Consider the following 14,771-nt stretch of genomic DNA (forward strand, 5'->3'; position numbering starts at 1 on the left):
GTTACAGGGTCCTGGCCAGGAAATCGGCCGTGCGTTGCTGGCGCGGCCGCTCGAATACGGCGTCGGGCGTGCCCTGCTCGATCACCCGCCCCTGGTCCATCATCACGACGTGGTCGGCCACGCGGCGGGCGAAGCTCAACTCATGGGTGACAATTACCAGCGTGGTGCCGGAGCGGGCCAGCTCCTCGATCACACTGAGCACTTCAGCCACCAGTTCCGGGTCCAGCGCAGAGGTGGGTTCGTCGAACAGCAGCACCTTCGGCTGCAGCGCCAGCGCGCGGGCAATCGCGATGCGCTGCTGCTGGCCACCGGACAGCTGGCGCGGGAACGCATCGGCCCTGTCGGCCAGACCGACCCGCTCCAGCAGCGTGCGCGCCTGTTGTTCGGCCTGCGCACGTGGCACGCCACGCACCGCGATCGGTGCCTCGATGATGTTCTCCAATGCGGTCAGGTGCGGGAACAGATTGAAGCCCTGGAACACCATGCCCACCTCGGCACGCCGACGGCGGATCTCACGCTCGGGCAGTTCGTACAGGGTGTCACCGTCACGGCGGTAGCCGATCAGCTGGCCGCCGACGGTCACGTAGCCGCTGTCGGCACGCTCCAGGTGGTTGATCAGCCGCAGCAGCGTGGACTTGCCGGCGCCCGATGGGCCGATCAACACCGTCACGCTGCCGGCGCGCAGGTCCAAATCCACATCCTCCAGCACCGGCTGGTCGCCAAACGCCTTGCTCACGCCATGCAGCGATAGCGCCGCGCCCTCGCCCGATTCGACCTGGGTGGCGATGCGCGGTCGGTGGATCAAGCGCGGCGCAGCATCGCTGTGCACGCGCAGCGGCGATGACACGCGCGATGCCGAGCGCTCGCGCTGCAGCTGGCCGCGCGCGAAGCGCTGCTCCACGCGCCGCTGCAGCAGTGAAAGTACGGTCAGGATCACCAGGTACCAGACCGTGGCCACCATCAGCAGCGGCACCACTTCCAGGTTACGGCGGTAGATCACCTGCACGGTGTAGAACAGCTCCGGCAACGCCAGCACGTAGACCACCGAAGTGCTCTTGGCCAGGCCGATCACATCGTTGAACGCGGCCGGCAGGATCGAGCGCATCGCCTGCGGCAGGATGATGCGGCGCACCTGGCGGCCCCGCGGCAGGCCCAGCGCGGCGGCGGCCTCGTACTGGCCGTGGTCAACCGACAGAATGCCGCCCCGGATCACTTCGGCCGAGAACGCGGCCTGGTTCAGGGTCAGGCCCAGCACCGCGGCAGTAAACACACCGATCAGCTGCGTGGTCGGGTACGAGAACAGGTTGATGCCGGTGAACGGCACGCCCAGCTCGATGGTGCTGTACAGGTAGCCCAGGTTGTTCAGCAGCAGCAACAGCACCAGCAGCGGGATCGAGCGGAACAGCCACACGTAGCCCCACGACACCGCCGACAGCAGCGGCGAACCGGAGACGCGGGCCAGCGCCAGCAAGGTGCCCAGCGCAAAACCGAGGCCGGTGCCGAGTGCGGTCAGCAGCAGCGTCCGGCCCAGGCCTTCCAGCACCGGGCGTGCGAAGAACCACTCGGCAAAAGTGCCCCAGCCCCAACGTGGATTGCCAAGGACTGATTGAAGGCCGATCAGGATCAGCGCGAGCGCCAGCACCGTACCAACCCCCTGCAGTGGATGCCGGGCCGGCACGATCTTCAATTCGGGCGTTGGCGCAGGACGCGCAGTGATTCCCTCAAGCGCAGACGACGGTGTACTCATGATGCATGGGCCCCGTGCAGCACGGCCTGCGATGGCGAAAGCACTGGCGCCGGTTGCCCAAGGTGCTTCTCGAAGGGCAGATGCGCGACGGCTTCCGGATCGGCATCCAGATCGAACAGCGCGGTGTAGCCATGGCTGAGGTAAAGGCCGACCGCCTCGGGCTGGCGGAAGCCGGTGGTCAGGAACACGCGCCGATAGCCCTGGCGTGCCGCCTGCTCTTCCAGTTCCTGAAGCACACGCCGCGCAATGCCCTGGCGGCGCACCCCCGGCAGCGTCCAGATGCGCTTGAATTCGGCGGTGTCGGGATCGCGGTGCGGCATGAAGGCACCGCCAGAGATCGCCACACCTTCGCGCAGCAGCAGCACAAACGCCCCTACCGGCGCGGCAAATGCCTGCGCCGGGTAGCGCTGCAGTTCCTCGCGGGCGCTGCCGCCGATGCGTCGGCGCACATCGGCGTAGCGACTGTCGTATTCCTGCTCCAGGCCATCGAACAGCGGCCGCGCCAGCGGGTCATCGACCGAGGTATAGAGGAAGCGTTCGTCGTGGCTCATGTCGCGTCCTTCACCAGGTAATCTTCGGCCAGTCGCGCCCACAGGCTGGCGGCGGGGGCAATGGCCGCGTCGTTGAACACATAGCGCGGGCTGTGCAGCGGTGCACTGTCACCGTTGCCGACGAACACGAAACTGCCCGGCCGCGCCTGCAGCAGGAACGCGAAATCCTCGCTGGCCGTGCGCGGCGCAAACTCGGGAACGATCTGTTCGGCACCGAAGCCCTGCACCGCTACTTCGCGGATGTAGGCGGTCTGCTGCGGGTGATTGATCACACTGGGAAAACCGCGCGGGAACTCGATCTCGGCGCGCGCGCCGAACGCGGCGGCGGTCTGCTCGGCAAGTTCAGTGACCCGCCGCCGCAGCGTGTCGCGCACTTCCGGCAGATAGGCGCGCACGGTCAGCTTCAGCTCGACCACGTCCGGAATCACGTTGGCGGCCTGCCCGCCGTGAATCGAGCCAACGGTAACCACGCCCATCTGCCGCGGGTCGACATTGCGCGACACCACACTCTGCAATGCGGTGACGATATGCGCCGCCGCCAGGATCGGGTCCACGCTGCCCTGCGGCTCGGCACCGTGGCCGCCCTTGCCGATCACCTTCAGCCGCGCCCAGTCGACCGACGCCATCGCCGGGCCATCGACGAAGCCGAAGTGACCCACCGGCACGCCCGGCCAGTTGTGCAGCCCATAGATCGCATCCACCGGGAAGCGCTCGAACAGGCCGTCGGCAATCATCTTCGATGCGCCCGAACCCGTCTCCTCTGCAGGCTGGAATACCAGCTGCAGGGTGCCGTCGATATTACCGTGATGGGCCAGGTAATGCGCGGCGGACAGCAGGATGGCGGTATGCCCATCGTGGCCGCAGGCATGCATCAGGCCCTGGGTCTGGCTGGCGTAGGCCAGGCCCGAGTCCTCGTGAATCGGCAGCGCATCGATGTCCGCACGCAGGCCAAGGCAACGACTGCCCTGCCCGCGCTGCAACGTGCCGACCACGCCGGTGCCGCCGAGACCGGTGGTCACCTCATAGCCCCACTGCTGCAGCAACTCGGCCACACGGGCGCTGGTGCGGTGCTCCTCGAAGGCCAGCTCCGGGTGGCGGTGCAGGTCATGGCGGATCGCGATGGTGGCCTCGGCGCGTGCCGCGATCTCCGGCAATATGCCGCTGGTTGGGGAAGTCCGCCCGGCGTGGCCCGGCGCTACCGCGGTTTCTCCGCTCATCGCCTTATCCTGCCTTCCGTGCCGGTTCGGCATCGGTCGCATAGCGGCTGGCCTTGTACGGCAGGCCCAGATGGTCGCGCAGGGTCTGCCCTTCCAACTCGCGCTGGTGGTAGCCGCGCGCCTGCAGGATCGGCAGTACCTGGGTCACGAAATCGTCCAGGCCCTCGCGCTGCGCGGCAAAGCCCAGGATGAAGCCGTCGCTGGCACCAGCATCGAACCAGCGGATCAACTCATCGGCCACGTGCTCCGGCGTACCGATGAAGTCCGGTCGCGGGCTCACCGCCTCCAATGCCACCTGGCGCAGGCTCAGCCCCTTTTCTCGCGCATCCTGCTTGATGCGATCGGTGGTGGAACGGAACGAGTTGCTGCCGATTCCACCCAGCTCCGGGAAGGCAGCATCCGGGTCGTACTGGCTGAAATCATGGTGGTCGAAGAAGCGGCCGAGATAGGCCAGCGCATCCTCCAGCGTGGCCAGCGCGGCAATCGCCTGGTACTTGGCTTCAGCCTCCTCGGCGGTACGGCCGACGATGGGGCCGATGCCCGGGAAGATCTTCACGTCGTTGCCGCTACGGCCATGCGCGATCGCCGAGTTCTTCACCTTCTGGGTGAACGCGCGGGTTTCTTCCAGCGACGGCGAATGGGTAAACACCGCGTCGGCATACTTGCCGGCCAGCGCGATGCCATCGTCGGACGAACCGGCCTGGAAGATCACCGGTTGGCCCTGTGGCGAACGCTGGATGTTGAGCGGCCCTTCCACCTGGAAGAAGCGGCCTTTGTGGTCGAGCCGGCGGAATTTTTCCGGTGCGAAGAACGTGCCGCTGTCGCGCTCGCGCACGAACGCGTCGTCATCCCACGAATCCCACAACCCCTGCACCACCTCCAGGTATTCGTCGGCGATCTGGTAGCGCAGCGCATGCTCCGGATGGGGGCGGCCGTAGTTGCGGCCGGAACCTTCCAGTGGCGAGGTCACCACGTTCCAGCCGGCGCGGCCGCCGCTGAGCAGGTCCAGCGAGGCGAACTGGCGGGCCACGGTGAACGGATCGCTGTAGGAGGTCGACAGCGTCCCGGCCAGGCCGATCTTCTTCGTTGCCGTGGCCAGCGCGGACAGCAGCGAGATCGGCTCGAAACGGTTGAGGAAATGCGGGATCGACTTCTCGTTGATATACAACCCGTCGGCCACGAAGCCGAAAGCGATGCCGTTGTCCTCGGCGGTGCGCGCGATGTCGATGTAGAACTGCAGGTTGACGCTGGCATCAGCCGGATTGGACGGATGCTTCCAGGCATGCATGTGGCTACCGGGACCCTGCAGCATGATGCCGAACGGAATGTGGCGGGGGGTCGTGCTCATGGGAATCGCTCCTGCAGGTCAGGCCACCGCCGCGCGCGGCGCGGGCGACACCAGTTCGAGGGATGTCAGGCGTGCGTCGAGGTCGGCCACCGGCGCGTCGAGAATGAACTCGCCTACGCCGAAACGCCGGTGCAGCGCGTCCAGTTCGCCGCGTACGTGCTGCGCATCACCGGACAGCACGCTGGGGCGCGTTTCCTCGATGCGGAAGTCGGCCACGCCCACCTGGCGCGCATACTCGGCAGCCGCCTCGGGGCTGGGCAGGTTCACCGCCTGCCCGGGACCAAGGTGCAGCTTGTAGACGCGCAGCGCACCGATATGCCGCGCAGCCGCTTCGGCCGTAGGTGCGGCGAAGGCCACCGTGGCCAGCAGCGGGGGCTGCGTAGCGGCACTGCGATAGGCATCGAACGCGGCCTCGATGTGCTTCGGCTCGCCATCGAAGTGCGCGGCATACACGAAGCGCCAGCCCAGTTCGGCTGCTTGCTTCGCGCTCTGTGGGCTGGCACCGAGCAGGAAGCGCTCCGGCGCCTGCTGTGGAATCGGGCGCGCCAGCGCGTCGGATGCGGCATCGGACAGATAGCCCTCCAGGTCGCGCAGCTGCTGGTCGAAATCTGCGAACGCCGGGCGCCCCGCCGCCAGCGCGGCGGTCGATGCCGGCAGGCCACCGGGCGCCTTGCCCACGCCCAGATCCACGCGCCCCGGCGCCAACGCCGCCAGCAGGTTGAAGTTCTCTGCAACCTTGTACGGCGCATAGTGGCGCAGCATCACCCCGCCACTGCCGATGCGGATGCGCCGGGTCTGCGCCAGCACCCAGGCCGCCAGCACTTCCGGCGCCGGGCTGGCAAGCGCCGGAGCGGCATGATGCTCGGCGAACCAGTACCGGTGATAGCCCAGCTGCTCGGCGCGCTGCGCCAACTGCAGGCTGTTGCGCAGCGCCTGCTCTGGCGAGGCGCCTTCGGCCACCGGGCTCTTGTCCAGGACGCTGATCAGATAGCTCATGGTCGTGTCCTCGCTCAGGGATGGGCCACGGGGATGCCAAGCAATCCGTTCAGCGCCGCCAGGATCGGCTCGGCACCGGAAACGTACTGGCGATCCTGGTGGGCACCACTGGCCAGCGCGCTGTGCACGCCCTGCGGCAGCACCAGCTTCGGCAGCGACTGGTCCTGCTCGCCAATCTCCGCGATCACCTCGCGACGCGGCCGTTCGAAGCCGATGCGACGTACGTCCAGCTGCGCGTCGAGGCCGTCGATGCTCGACAGCGCCCCTTCCAGCAGCAGGCTGTGCCGGCAGAAGAAGCGCTGGCCAGGAATCTGGCCATCCTCGAACTCGCGGTCGAGCAGGAACAGGATGGGTTTGCTTGCTGCGTCGAGCGTCATTGGGGGGTCCTCATCTGGGCCGGCAATGCGGTGCCGCTTCGATTTCGATGCTAGGGATGCCGGTGCTTGCGGTGGCGGTGCCAGGCGACAATCGGCGGTCAGATCCGGCCACGCAGATGCGCCTTGGCCATAAGCAAAGCGCCGCCGGTTATGGCATCAGGCGATGCGTCGCAGCGGCGCAGGTGCTGCCAGCGCCTGCGTAGCCAGATGCCCGGCCGCCCGCTCGGTCGCCAGCGCGATGCGGGCCTGCAACGCTGCACTGTTGATGTGCTCGCCATCGAAGTCAGCCGGTGTGGCATACACCCCGATCGGCAGCGTGTGGGCCTGCAGGAAACTGAACAATGGCCGCAACTGGTGGTCGATCACCAGTGCATGACGCTCGCTGCCACCGGTCGCCGCCAGCAGCACCGGTGTATCCACCAGCGCCTCCAGCTCGATGAAGTCGACCAGGTGCTTGAACAGCCCTGGGTACGAACCGCGATGCACCGGCGCGGCGACCACCAGCAGTTCGGCGGTCTCGATGGTCTGCAGCGCCTGTTCCACCGCCGGCTCCACTTCACTGCGCGACAGCGACTGCCCCACTGAGCGCGCGATCGGCGCCAGCTCCACCAGCTCCACGCTGGCGTGCACCCGCTGCTGCAGCGACGCCAACAGATGCCGCACCAGCAGCAACGTGCGCGACGTCGCCGAGCTGGTCGGTGACCCCACCACTGCAACCACCCTCAATGCAGAAGACATGAACTGCTCCTCGATGATGGCGGACCCTGTCCGGCCGCCTTTCGCGTTTTGTAGAGCCGAGTCATGCTCGGCTGCTCCACATCAGAACCGGTAATTGATCCGCCCGTACCAGAACGTCCCGATCCGGCTCAGCACGTCCCCCGAATCCCACGTCGTGTCGATGCTGGCCACATCGGTAGCACTGCGCGCGTACTCCGGCACCCTGCGGGTGCGCTTGTCGAACACGTTGTTGATGCCCAGCGCCGCGCTCCAGCCCGCACCCAGTTCCACGCCACCGGACAGGTTGGTCACCAGCACCGGCGGCTGCTTGTACTCCACGCCGTTGTTCAGGCGCTTGATCGGGCCGTAGTAGGTGAAGTCGACATTCGAGCGCCAGCGCCCGTTCTGCCAGCCCAGCCCGGCCACCTGCGTATAGCGGGGCGTGCGGAAGCGCAGCGCGTACTCGCTGCTCTTGGTCAGCAGGTTGATGTTGGGCAGCCCCTGCAGCGCCGCCGGAATATCACTGACCTTCCGGATCGTGGTGCGGCCGACGTTGGCCGCGTAGCTCCAGCGCAGCTTGCCCCACGCCGTTTCCTGGTTCGCTTCCAGGGTCAGCTCGACACCGCGGGTGCGGGTATTGCCCACATTGGTGAAGTAGCTGGCGTAGAACGCATCCCCCGGGAGGATGCTGATGCCGGCCGAACCCAGCAGCGCATCGATGGTGTTCTTCTGCGCCGCAGTCAGCACCGTGCCGCTGTTGTCGGTGATGCGCGCTGGATCCTGCGCGTTGTAGCCGACCTGGCTGGACTGGCCGAGCTGGCCACGGATGTCGATCTGGTACGCATCCACTGCCAAGTGGAACGCCGGGCTCGGATCCCAGGTCACGCCCAGGCTGTAGTTGGTGGCCTTTTCCGGCTTCAGCGGTGTGGCACCCAACGCAATCGCCGCCGGCGAAGACACCTGCGCCACCAGCGTGGTCCCGCACGGGCAGCTGCCGGTGGCCTGGTAGAACTGCGCGCCCAGGCTGGGGGCATGGAAGCCGTTGCTGGCCGTGGCGCGCACACCCAGCGCGTCAGTGAAGTCGAAGCGCGTGGTCAGGCGACCGGTGGAAACGCTGCCGAAGTCGGAATGGTCTTCCCAGCGCGCGGCGGCATCCAGGTACCAGCGCGAGGTGATGTTGGTGGCCGCACCCACGTACACTGCCTTGCTGTTGCGAGTAGCCTTCACCGCATCGGCAGTCGAATAGCCGACGAAGGCGGCGGCACCGAAGCCGGTGTACGACTCCCACTGCCCTGCCCCGCGCTCGTACTGTTCATGCTGGTACTCGGCGCCGGCGCTCACTTCCAGCGGCGAAGCGAATGCCGCCACCTCGAAGCCACGTCGCAGGTCCAGGTTGGCGATGCCCTGCTGGTAGTCCAGCTTGCCATCATAGAAATCGGTGGGCGAACCGGGGTACGGCAGCGAGTAGTTCACCGAATTGCGGGTATACGTGCGCACCGTGCTGCGGTTGCCGGTCAGGCTGGCGTCGTAGTCCCAACCTACGATCTGGCCTTTCACACCTGTAGTACCTGTGTACTGCTTCTCCTTGGTTTCCAGCACCGGCAGGAAGCCATCGGGAAATACGCTCAGCACGCCCGGCGCCTTGTAGGTGGTGAAGATGGTCGCCGGCAGGCGGAAGTTCTGGATCGCCTGCGCGGTGCGATCACTGGCGGTGGCATTGGCGTAGAACTGCGCGCTGTCGCCCAGGCCATGGCCCACGTTCACCGCAAACGCCTTCAACGCATACGATGGCGAACTGAGGATGGTGTTGGCCTCGGCATCGCGGCTGGCCTCGGCCGGGTTCGGCGATGCGCCGGCCGGCAACCGGTTGTTCGGACGCAGTGCGACCAGGTTACCGTTGGCATCCACCGCCGGATAGCTCAGATAGCCATCGATGTAACGGCGGGTACGGATCGCGTGGTGCTGCCGCGTGGTCTCGCCAGACAGGTTGACGAAGCCATCGGCGCCCCACGGCAGACCCACGTTGGCACGCACGCTGGTGCGCGAGCCATCGCCATCAATGCTCTGCCCGCTTTCCACGGCGAGCTCGCCACCGTGCGCCTGCGACTTCAGGATCACGTTGACCACGCCGGTGATCGCGTCCGAACCATAGATGGCCGACGCGCCATCGCGCAGCACTTCCACATGGTCGATGGCCGAGACCGGAATCAGCGCCAGGTCGGCCCAAGCATGGCCCGGGAAGCCGCCGCCGTTGGCACCGCTCACATAGGCACTGGCATTGCGGCGCTTGCCGTTCACCAGCACCAGCGTGTAACCCGGCGACAGATTGCGCAGCTGGTAGCCACGGATCAGGCTCTCCTGGTCGCTCTGGTAGCCACCGATCTGGCTCAGCGACGGCAGGCTGCGCTGCAATGCTTCCAGCAGGTTGCCCTGGCCGGTTGCAGCAAGATCCTCTGCGGAAATCACATCGATCGGTGTGGAGCTGTTCTTCACCGTGCGCGTGCTGGTGCGCGACCCGGTAACGACCACCGCATCCAGCGTGGACGCAGCCACGTTGGCTGTCGCGGCGGTCGCAGCGGGATCGGCATCGGCTTCAGCCGCGTGGCCAGGCGATGCGGCCAGAACGGTGGCGATCAGGACGGCGAGAGTGTTCAGCACAGGGGCATGGGCAGCAGGCATGGGGGCTCGTGGGAGTGGGCCGGAAACACGCTTCCATTCAAGGGCCTGTTCACCCGCGGCAACAGGCGGGATCGCGTCACCCTGCCGTAACATCCGGCCACCCACATGACCGCTGGTAATGACGTTAGACGGCCGCACCGGTGCGCTGCTGCCTGCAGGGCCGAGCCCACGCTCGGCTGCTCTTCGCGACGGCGTCAGATGCATCCCCCCGCAGGCACTGAGCCGAGCGTGGGCGCGGGTCTACAGGAAGGGAGCGACCGCTCCATATGCCTGCCCGGCATCACCTCATGCCCGCGCAGCACTCAGCGCCACGCACCGCCACCCGTAGCATCAAGCCATGCCCAGCCCACCCGCCGATCCCAGCGCACCGCTCGTCGCCATCGTTGCCTGCCACGGCCAGGGGCTGTTCGAGTTCGGCTGCGCGGTTGGCCTGTTCGCGCCGGTGCGGCCGGAACTCGGCGTGGCCTGGTACCGCACCCAGCTGTGCGCAGGCGAGCCCGGCGCGCTGCGCATGCTCGGTAATGCGCAGGTGCAGCTGCCCTACGATCTCAGCACGGTCGATGACGCCGACATCATCGTCATCCCCGGCTGGCGCGAGCCCAGCGAACGCCCGCCACAGGCGCTGCTCGATGCACTCGTCCGTGCGCATGCCCGTGGCGCGCGCATCACCTCGATCTGCTCCGGCGCCTTCGTGCTGGCCTGGGCCGGGCTGCTCGATGGCCGCCAGGCCACCACGCACTGGCGCCTCACCGAAGCACTCGCACGCGACTTCCCGCGCATCGACGTCCGCGAGGATGTGCTGTACGTGGATACCGGCAGCATCATCACTTCGGCCGGCTCGGCCACCGGCATGGACATGATGCTGCACATGGTGCGCAAGGATTACGGCGCGCGCGTGGCCAACCTGGTTGCCGAACGGCTGGTGCTGGCGCCGTGGCGCGACGCCGGGCGCAGCCAGCGCGTCAGCCGTGCCATTCCCAACGGCGAGCCCACGCGGCTGGCGAAACTGATGGAATGGATGCGCCGCAACCTGCGCGAGCCGCACTCGCTCGGCAGCCTCGCCGAGCAGGCGGCCCTCAGCCAGCGCACCCTGCAGCGGCAGTTCCTGGAGGCCACCGGCCTTTCGCCGATCGACTGGCTGATCCGCGAGCGCGTTGCGTTCGCCCGCGAGCTGCTGGAAACCACTGATCGGCCACTGCAGTGGATTGCCGAGCAGGCCGGCTTTGGTTCGCAGGAGTCGTTCCGCCGGCACTTCCGCGGCCAGGTCGACGCCAGTCCTGCCGAGTACCGCAACCAGCACCGCAGCGGTCTCGGTGCCGACCGCCTGGTGGGCTGTTGACCCGGTGCGCTGTGCCAGGCGTGGCGTGAGCAAAGCCTCACGACGGTGCGGGCTTGCGTGCGTATAGTGACGTGCGTCACAAGAAGCCCCTTCCATGCTCCATGCATTTGCTTACTCCAGCCGCATGTCGGCTGGGCTGTCCAATCAAGCCCTCCGCCAGATCATCTCGCAATCTGCCGCGTTCAATCGCCGGGTGGACATTACCGGTGCGCTGATCGTCGACGGGCAGCGGTTTTTCCAATACATCGAAGGCCCGCCCGACGGCCTGGCGGCGGTCAGGCGCCGTATCCAGGACAGCCGTTCGCACGCCGCCATCGCCCCCGTGCTGGACATGGCAATCGGCGCACGCGCCGTACCCTACTGGGCGATGACCTGCATCGAGACCGGACAGATCGTGGTATCCGGCCTGGTGAATGCGCGCTGGGACGAGTTCGGCCACGCCATCCCGGGCATGGACCAGCTCGTCGGCCTGCTGCGTCCGCATTTTCCACGCGTCGGCACCGTCGGCGCGACACGCGCAAACGCCTGATACACACTGAACCGTCGCCTTGCACGCGCACGCCGACGCGGCCGCGCGTTGCGTTCAGGCGTCATCATCCAGATTCCCCTTCCCATCGTCTGCGCCACGCCCATCGCATGCCCGTACCCGCCCACCCTGCAACGGAAACACGCGCATCGCCTGCCGACCTGTTCGAGATCATCGTCGTGCGTGCAGGCACCGCCCTGTTCGCCATCGACATCCAGGCTGCGGTCGAGATTCGCGGTCCGGAGAGATTCGGCCCTGCAGACCACCATGGCAGACCGACCCTGGAGGTCCGTGGGCAACCGTTACCCGTCGTCGACCTGCGCCGCATGACCGGCCAACCGGCATTCGAGGGTGGCAGCCCGGCCATGCTGTTGATCAACGCCGGCACCGCAACACTGGCGCTGGCCGTGGACGAAGTGCTGGAGATCGAGGCGCCCGACGCGACCGCACGCGTCCCCGAGCGTGCCGCAGGCCGATCGTTCGGCTTCTGCGGCGGGCACATTCGACTTGACCCGGCGCGCTCGGCTGCACTGATCGAACCGGTGGCACTGCTGGGCGCACTTGCGACGCAGGGGTGACCGGCGGCGTCTCAGGATCGTCCTGCCAAGCCACGGTTTCGCAGCCTCCAGCACTGCGCGGCGAAGCCGATCACAAACACCACCGCCAATCCCAGCAGCGTGTGCAGCACCACCGGGGCCATCGGCGCCGCCGCAATCGGGTGCGTGGCCGGCAGGCGGGTCAGCGTTTCATTGACGCCCGGCACCAGCGACAGCAGGAAGCTGAACGACAGTGCGAAGGTCGACAGGTAGCGCGCGGCGCGCCCCAGCCAGCGCAGCCGAGCGGCCAGCACGCCGCCGAATGCCACCAGCAGCACGACCACCCCGAACGCGTGGCCCGGATTGAGCCCCCCGGTGCTGGAGACCGTGAACGAGGTGGCCACCGACAGTACCAGTCCGGCCAGGTACAGCTTGCCCGCGCGCGTGGCGGGATCGATTGCGCGGTGGCGGATGAAGGCATACAGGCCGCTCAACACCGGGATCAGGCTGACAGCGGTATGGATCACGCCAAGCGTGGACAGAGGGTGCGACATGGGGATATCTCCGGGACAGTATGAACCTACTAGTAGGTAGGCATTGGACTCAAAAAGAAGGCCCGCGTCGCCGCAGGCCCACCACACATCGCTCAGGTCGCCGCGCTCACCCGCGCGATGGCCAGCCGTGCCAGCGCAGCGAAGGTCGCCGCGTCACCGAAACCGCGCGCGGCCAGCATCGCGCCATGCACCGATGACATGAAGGCTTTGGCCTCGTCCGCCGCTGAACCCTGCAGGCGCAACTGGCCTTGCGCCGCGCCCTTCTCCAGCGTCACCGTCAGCCAGCCGCTCAGATCCTCGAAATGCCCGCGCACTTCATCGGCAATCTCCGCAGGAATCATCGGCGCCTCTGCCGCCAGCATCGCGCAGATGCAGAACGAAGACGTCCCCCCGGCAATACAGCTGGACCAGTACTCCACATACGCGTTGAGTTCCTGCAGCGGGTCGTCGAGCTGGCGATCCAGCAGCGCCAGGCCCTCGCGCGCCTCGGCCCGGTACAGCTCAACCACCGTGCGCACCAGGTCCGCCTTGCTGGGGAAGTGGTGATGGATGCTGGCCTTGCTGATGTTCACCCGCGCCGACACGTCGGCGTAGCTGAAGCCGTTGTAGCCACCGGCTTCCAGCAGCGCACGGGCGTGGGCCAGGATTTCCTCAGCCTTGGGCGAGAGCGACTCTTTCATGCCGCCAACCTACTAGTAGGTTGGCCCGCTGTCAACTCCCCGCTGCGAGCTCAGCAGCATCTGGTAGTGCCGGCCGCTAGCCGGCAACTGCACGCCCCTCACTCCACCGGGATGCCGGCCAGCGGCCGGCACTACCAAACCCGGGCATTCGTGGCGGGATTTGACATGCAGGCATTTACCTGCATATAGTCCATCCAAGGGCGGCACCTGCCTGCCCACGCGAGGAACCTGCAGTGGTGGATATCGCACACCGGGTCGGCATCAAGGCCCCCGTAAGCCAGGTGTACCAGGCGTTGGCCACCCCCGAAGGCGTGGCGGCCTGGTGGGCTGAAGACACCCACGGCGACCGCAACGTCGGCGGCACCGTCAAGGTGCGTTTCACCAACAACGGCCAGGAAATCGGCGCCATGGAAATGAAGCTGGAACAGCTCATTCCCGGCGAGCGCGTGCTCTGGCAGTTCCTCGCCGGTCCTGCCGAATGGATCGGTACCCACGTGCGCTTCGCGCTGAAGCAGGAAGGCGACTACTGCATCGTGCTGTTCACCCACGAAGGCTGGAAGGAACGCGTCGAGTTCACCTCCCACTGCAGCACCAAGTGGGCGGTGTTCCTGATGAGCCTGAAGGCACTGCTGGAGACGGGCAAGGGCCAACCCAACCCGCACGACGTCAGGATCGACAACTGGAACTGAAGACGTCCCGCATGAATGCAGACAAGGTGTTCAAGGCCCTGGCCGACCCTACGCGCAGGACGCTGCTGGACCTGCTCTGCGAAGACAACGGCCAGACCCTGGGCCAGCTGTGCGAGCACCTGGACATGGCCCGGCAATCGGTCACCCAGCACCTCGGCCTGCTGGAAGACGCCAACCTGATCAGCACCGTGCGCCGTGGCCGCGAGAAGCTGCACTTCATCAACCCGGTGCCGCTGCATGAAGTCTACGAGCGCTGGGTACGCAAGTTCGAGCAGCAGCGCCTGAGCCTGCTGCATGACCTGAAACGCGAACTGGAAGGAGAATGACGATGTCCGCAGAGACTACCCGCTTCATCCACGTGATCTATATCGCCTCCACGCCGCAGAAGGTGTTCGAGGCCATCACCCGCCCCGAGATCGCCCGCCGCTACTGGGGCCATGAGAACGTCTCAGACTGGAAACCCGGCTCGCGCTGGCAGCACGTGCGCGCAAACGAAACGCGCTCTGTCGAGCTGGTCGGCGAAGTGGTGGAAAGCACCCCGCCCTCGCGGCTGGTCATCACCTGGGCCGCCGCCTCGCAGGCCGACAACCCGGACGCCTACAGCCGGGTAACCTTCGAGATCGTGCCCTACCAGGACATGGTGCGGCTGACGGTTACCCACGACGAGCTTGAACCCGGCAGTGGCATGGACACCGGCATCCGCCAGGGCTGGCCGATCGTGCTGTCCAGCCTGAAGTCGCTGTTGGAGACAGGCAAGGGGTTGGATGTGTTTGCGAAGCCGAGCTGAGTCGTGCCGCACTCGGCGGCGGAGCGCC

The 14,771-nt window shown here is 66.9% G+C and carries 16 protein-coding genes; 6 read left to right on the forward strand and 10 right to left on the reverse strand.

What is annotated here, in order from left to right; all coding sequences use genetic code 11:
* Position 1: 1 nt before the first annotated feature.
* The 8 genes from AC5P66_RS14540 to AC5P66_RS14575 all read right to left on the reverse strand — a co-directional run bounded on the left by AC5P66_RS14540 (position 2) and on the right by AC5P66_RS14575 (position 9,632).
* Positions 2–1,747, reverse strand: coding sequence for an amino acid ABC transporter permease/ATP-binding protein (locus AC5P66_RS14540; RefSeq protein ID WP_495216451.1), 1,746 nt, complete (start codon positions 1,745–1,747; stop codon positions 2–4).
* Complete coding sequence (locus AC5P66_RS14545) at positions 1,744–2,298, reverse strand: GNAT family N-acetyltransferase (protein WP_099495149.1); 555 nt, start codon at positions 2,296–2,298, stop codon at positions 1,744–1,746. Before AC5P66_RS14545 ends, AC5P66_RS14540 begins: the two co-directional genes overlap by 4 nt.
* Positions 2,295–3,515 carry a M20 aminoacylase family protein gene (locus AC5P66_RS14550; RefSeq protein ID WP_099495148.1) on the reverse strand — a complete coding sequence of 407 codons (1,221 nt, stop codon included), beginning with the start codon at positions 3,513–3,515 and terminating at the stop codon, positions 2,295–2,297. The genes AC5P66_RS14545 and AC5P66_RS14550 overlap by 4 nt, the downstream gene beginning before the upstream one ends.
* Before the next feature lie 4 nt (positions 3,516–3,519).
* Positions 3,520–4,863: an LLM class flavin-dependent oxidoreductase gene (locus AC5P66_RS14555; protein ID WP_111096166.1), complete on the reverse strand. Its 1,344-nt coding sequence runs from the start codon at positions 4,861–4,863 to the stop codon at positions 3,520–3,522.
* Positions 4,864–4,881: 18 nt separating this feature from the next.
* Positions 4,882–5,859: an MsnO8 family LLM class oxidoreductase gene (locus AC5P66_RS14560; RefSeq protein ID WP_099495146.1), complete on the reverse strand. Its 978-nt coding sequence runs from the start codon at positions 5,857–5,859 to the stop codon at positions 4,882–4,884.
* A 14-nt stretch (positions 5,860–5,873) separates the two neighbouring features.
* Positions 5,874–6,236: a DUF3088 family protein gene (locus tag AC5P66_RS14565; protein ID WP_099495145.1), complete on the reverse strand. Its 363-nt coding sequence runs from the start codon at positions 6,234–6,236 to the stop codon at positions 5,874–5,876.
* 156 nt (positions 6,237–6,392) lie between these two features.
* The gene (gene msuE, locus AC5P66_RS14570) at positions 6,393–6,974 is read right to left on the reverse strand and encodes an FMN reductase (RefSeq protein WP_099495144.1); all 582 of its coding nucleotides are present in this window, start codon (positions 6,972–6,974) and stop codon (positions 6,393–6,395) included.
* An 81-nt stretch (positions 6,975–7,055) separates the two neighbouring features.
* A complete protein-coding gene (locus AC5P66_RS14575; RefSeq protein WP_099495143.1) occupies positions 7,056–9,632 on the reverse strand; it encodes a TonB-dependent receptor plug domain-containing protein in 2,577 nt (858 codons plus the stop codon).
* A gap of 337 nt (positions 9,633–9,969) precedes the next feature.
* Between AC5P66_RS14575 and ftrA the strand changes: the two genes are divergently transcribed.
* From ftrA to AC5P66_RS14590, 3 genes are all read left to right on the forward strand, one after another.
* On the forward strand, positions 9,970–10,971 hold the full coding sequence (gene ftrA / locus AC5P66_RS14580) for a transcriptional regulator FtrA (RefSeq protein ID WP_099487385.1): 1,002 nt from the start codon (positions 9,970–9,972) through the stop codon (positions 10,969–10,971).
* A 94-nt stretch (positions 10,972–11,065) separates the two neighbouring features.
* Positions 11,066–11,500 (forward strand): BLUF domain-containing protein, encoded by a 435-nt coding sequence (locus AC5P66_RS14585; RefSeq protein ID WP_049438695.1) that lies wholly within the window; start codon positions 11,066–11,068, stop codon positions 11,498–11,500.
* A gap of 107 nt (positions 11,501–11,607) precedes the next feature.
* Positions 11,608–12,075 (forward strand): chemotaxis protein CheW, encoded by a 468-nt coding sequence (locus AC5P66_RS14590; RefSeq protein ID WP_049413853.1) that lies wholly within the window; start codon positions 11,608–11,610, stop codon positions 12,073–12,075.
* Positions 12,076–12,086: 11 nt separating this feature from the next.
* Here AC5P66_RS14590 and AC5P66_RS14595 read toward each other — a convergent pair whose 3' ends face one another.
* Together AC5P66_RS14595 and AC5P66_RS14600 are read right to left on the reverse strand one after the other, a co-directional pair.
* Positions 12,087–12,587 carry a hypothetical protein gene (locus tag AC5P66_RS14595; protein ID WP_049413855.1) on the reverse strand — a complete coding sequence of 167 codons (501 nt, stop codon included), beginning with the start codon at positions 12,585–12,587 and terminating at the stop codon, positions 12,087–12,089.
* 92 nt (positions 12,588–12,679) lie between these two features.
* Complete coding sequence (locus AC5P66_RS14600; RefSeq protein ID WP_099495141.1) at positions 12,680–13,267, reverse strand: TetR/AcrR family transcriptional regulator; 588 nt, start codon at positions 13,265–13,267, stop codon at positions 12,680–12,682.
* A gap of 233 nt (positions 13,268–13,500) precedes the next feature.
* Here AC5P66_RS14600 and AC5P66_RS14605 point away from each other — a divergent pair, with 233 nt between their 5' ends.
* From AC5P66_RS14605 to AC5P66_RS14615, 3 genes are read left to right on the forward strand one after another with little or no spacing between them, the layout of a single operon-like run.
* Entirely contained in the window at positions 13,501–13,956 is a 456-nt protein-coding gene (locus tag AC5P66_RS14605; protein WP_049413858.1) for an SRPBCC family protein, read from the forward strand.
* A gap of 11 nt (positions 13,957–13,967) precedes the next feature.
* Complete coding sequence (locus tag AC5P66_RS14610) at positions 13,968–14,282, forward strand: ArsR/SmtB family transcription factor (RefSeq protein WP_005416268.1); 315 nt, start codon at positions 13,968–13,970, stop codon at positions 14,280–14,282.
* 2 nt (positions 14,283–14,284) lie between these two features.
* A complete protein-coding gene (locus AC5P66_RS14615) occupies positions 14,285–14,743 on the forward strand; it encodes an SRPBCC family protein (protein WP_065177483.1) in 459 nt (152 codons plus the stop codon).
* Positions 14,744–14,771: the final 28 nt, after the last annotated feature.

This window comes from Stenotrophomonas sp. YJH_SMC_122 (assembly GCF_059369535.1).

Bases quoted from the DNA above. Each gene is read 5' to 3' on its own strand.
- AC5P66_RS14540 (WP_495216451.1), bottom strand. From the start codon at position 1,747: ATGAGTACACCGTCGTCTGCGCTTGAGGGAATCACTGCGCGTCCTGCG.
- AC5P66_RS14545 (WP_099495149.1), bottom strand. From the start codon at position 2,298: ATGAGCCACGACGAACGCTTCCTCTATACCTCGGTCGATGACCCGCTG.
- AC5P66_RS14550 (WP_099495148.1), bottom strand. From the start codon at position 3,515: ATGAGCGGAGAAACCGCGGTAGCGCCGGGCCACGCCGGGCGGACTTCC.
- AC5P66_RS14555 (WP_111096166.1), bottom strand. From the start codon at position 4,863: ATGAGCACGACCCCCCGCCACATTCCGTTCGGCATCATGCTGCAGGGT.
- AC5P66_RS14560 (WP_099495146.1), bottom strand. From the start codon at position 5,859: ATGAGCTATCTGATCAGCGTCCTGGACAAGAGCCCGGTGGCCGAAGGC.
- AC5P66_RS14565 (WP_099495145.1), bottom strand. From the start codon at position 6,236: ATGACGCTCGACGCAGCAAGCAAACCCATCCTGTTCCTGCTCGACCGC.
- msuE (WP_099495144.1), bottom strand. From the start codon at position 6,974: ATGTCTTCTGCATTGAGGGTGGTTGCAGTGGTGGGGTCACCGACCAGC.
- AC5P66_RS14575 (WP_099495143.1), bottom strand. From the start codon at position 9,632: ATGCCTGCTGCCCATGCCCCTGTGCTGAACACTCTCGCCGTCCTGATC.
- ftrA (WP_099487385.1), top strand. From the start codon at position 9,970: ATGCCCAGCCCACCCGCCGATCCCAGCGCACCGCTCGTCGCCATCGTT.
- AC5P66_RS14585 (WP_049438695.1), top strand. From the start codon at position 11,066: ATGCTCCATGCATTTGCTTACTCCAGCCGCATGTCGGCTGGGCTGTCC.
- AC5P66_RS14590 (WP_049413853.1), top strand. From the start codon at position 11,608: ATGCCCGTACCCGCCCACCCTGCAACGGAAACACGCGCATCGCCTGCC.
- AC5P66_RS14595 (WP_049413855.1), bottom strand. From the start codon at position 12,587: ATGTCGCACCCTCTGTCCACGCTTGGCGTGATCCATACCGCTGTCAGC.
- AC5P66_RS14600 (WP_099495141.1), bottom strand. From the start codon at position 13,267: ATGAAAGAGTCGCTCTCGCCCAAGGCTGAGGAAATCCTGGCCCACGCC.
- AC5P66_RS14610 (WP_005416268.1), top strand. From the start codon at position 13,968: ATGAATGCAGACAAGGTGTTCAAGGCCCTGGCCGACCCTACGCGCAGG.
- AC5P66_RS14615 (WP_065177483.1), top strand. From the start codon at position 14,285: ATGTCCGCAGAGACTACCCGCTTCATCCACGTGATCTATATCGCCTCC.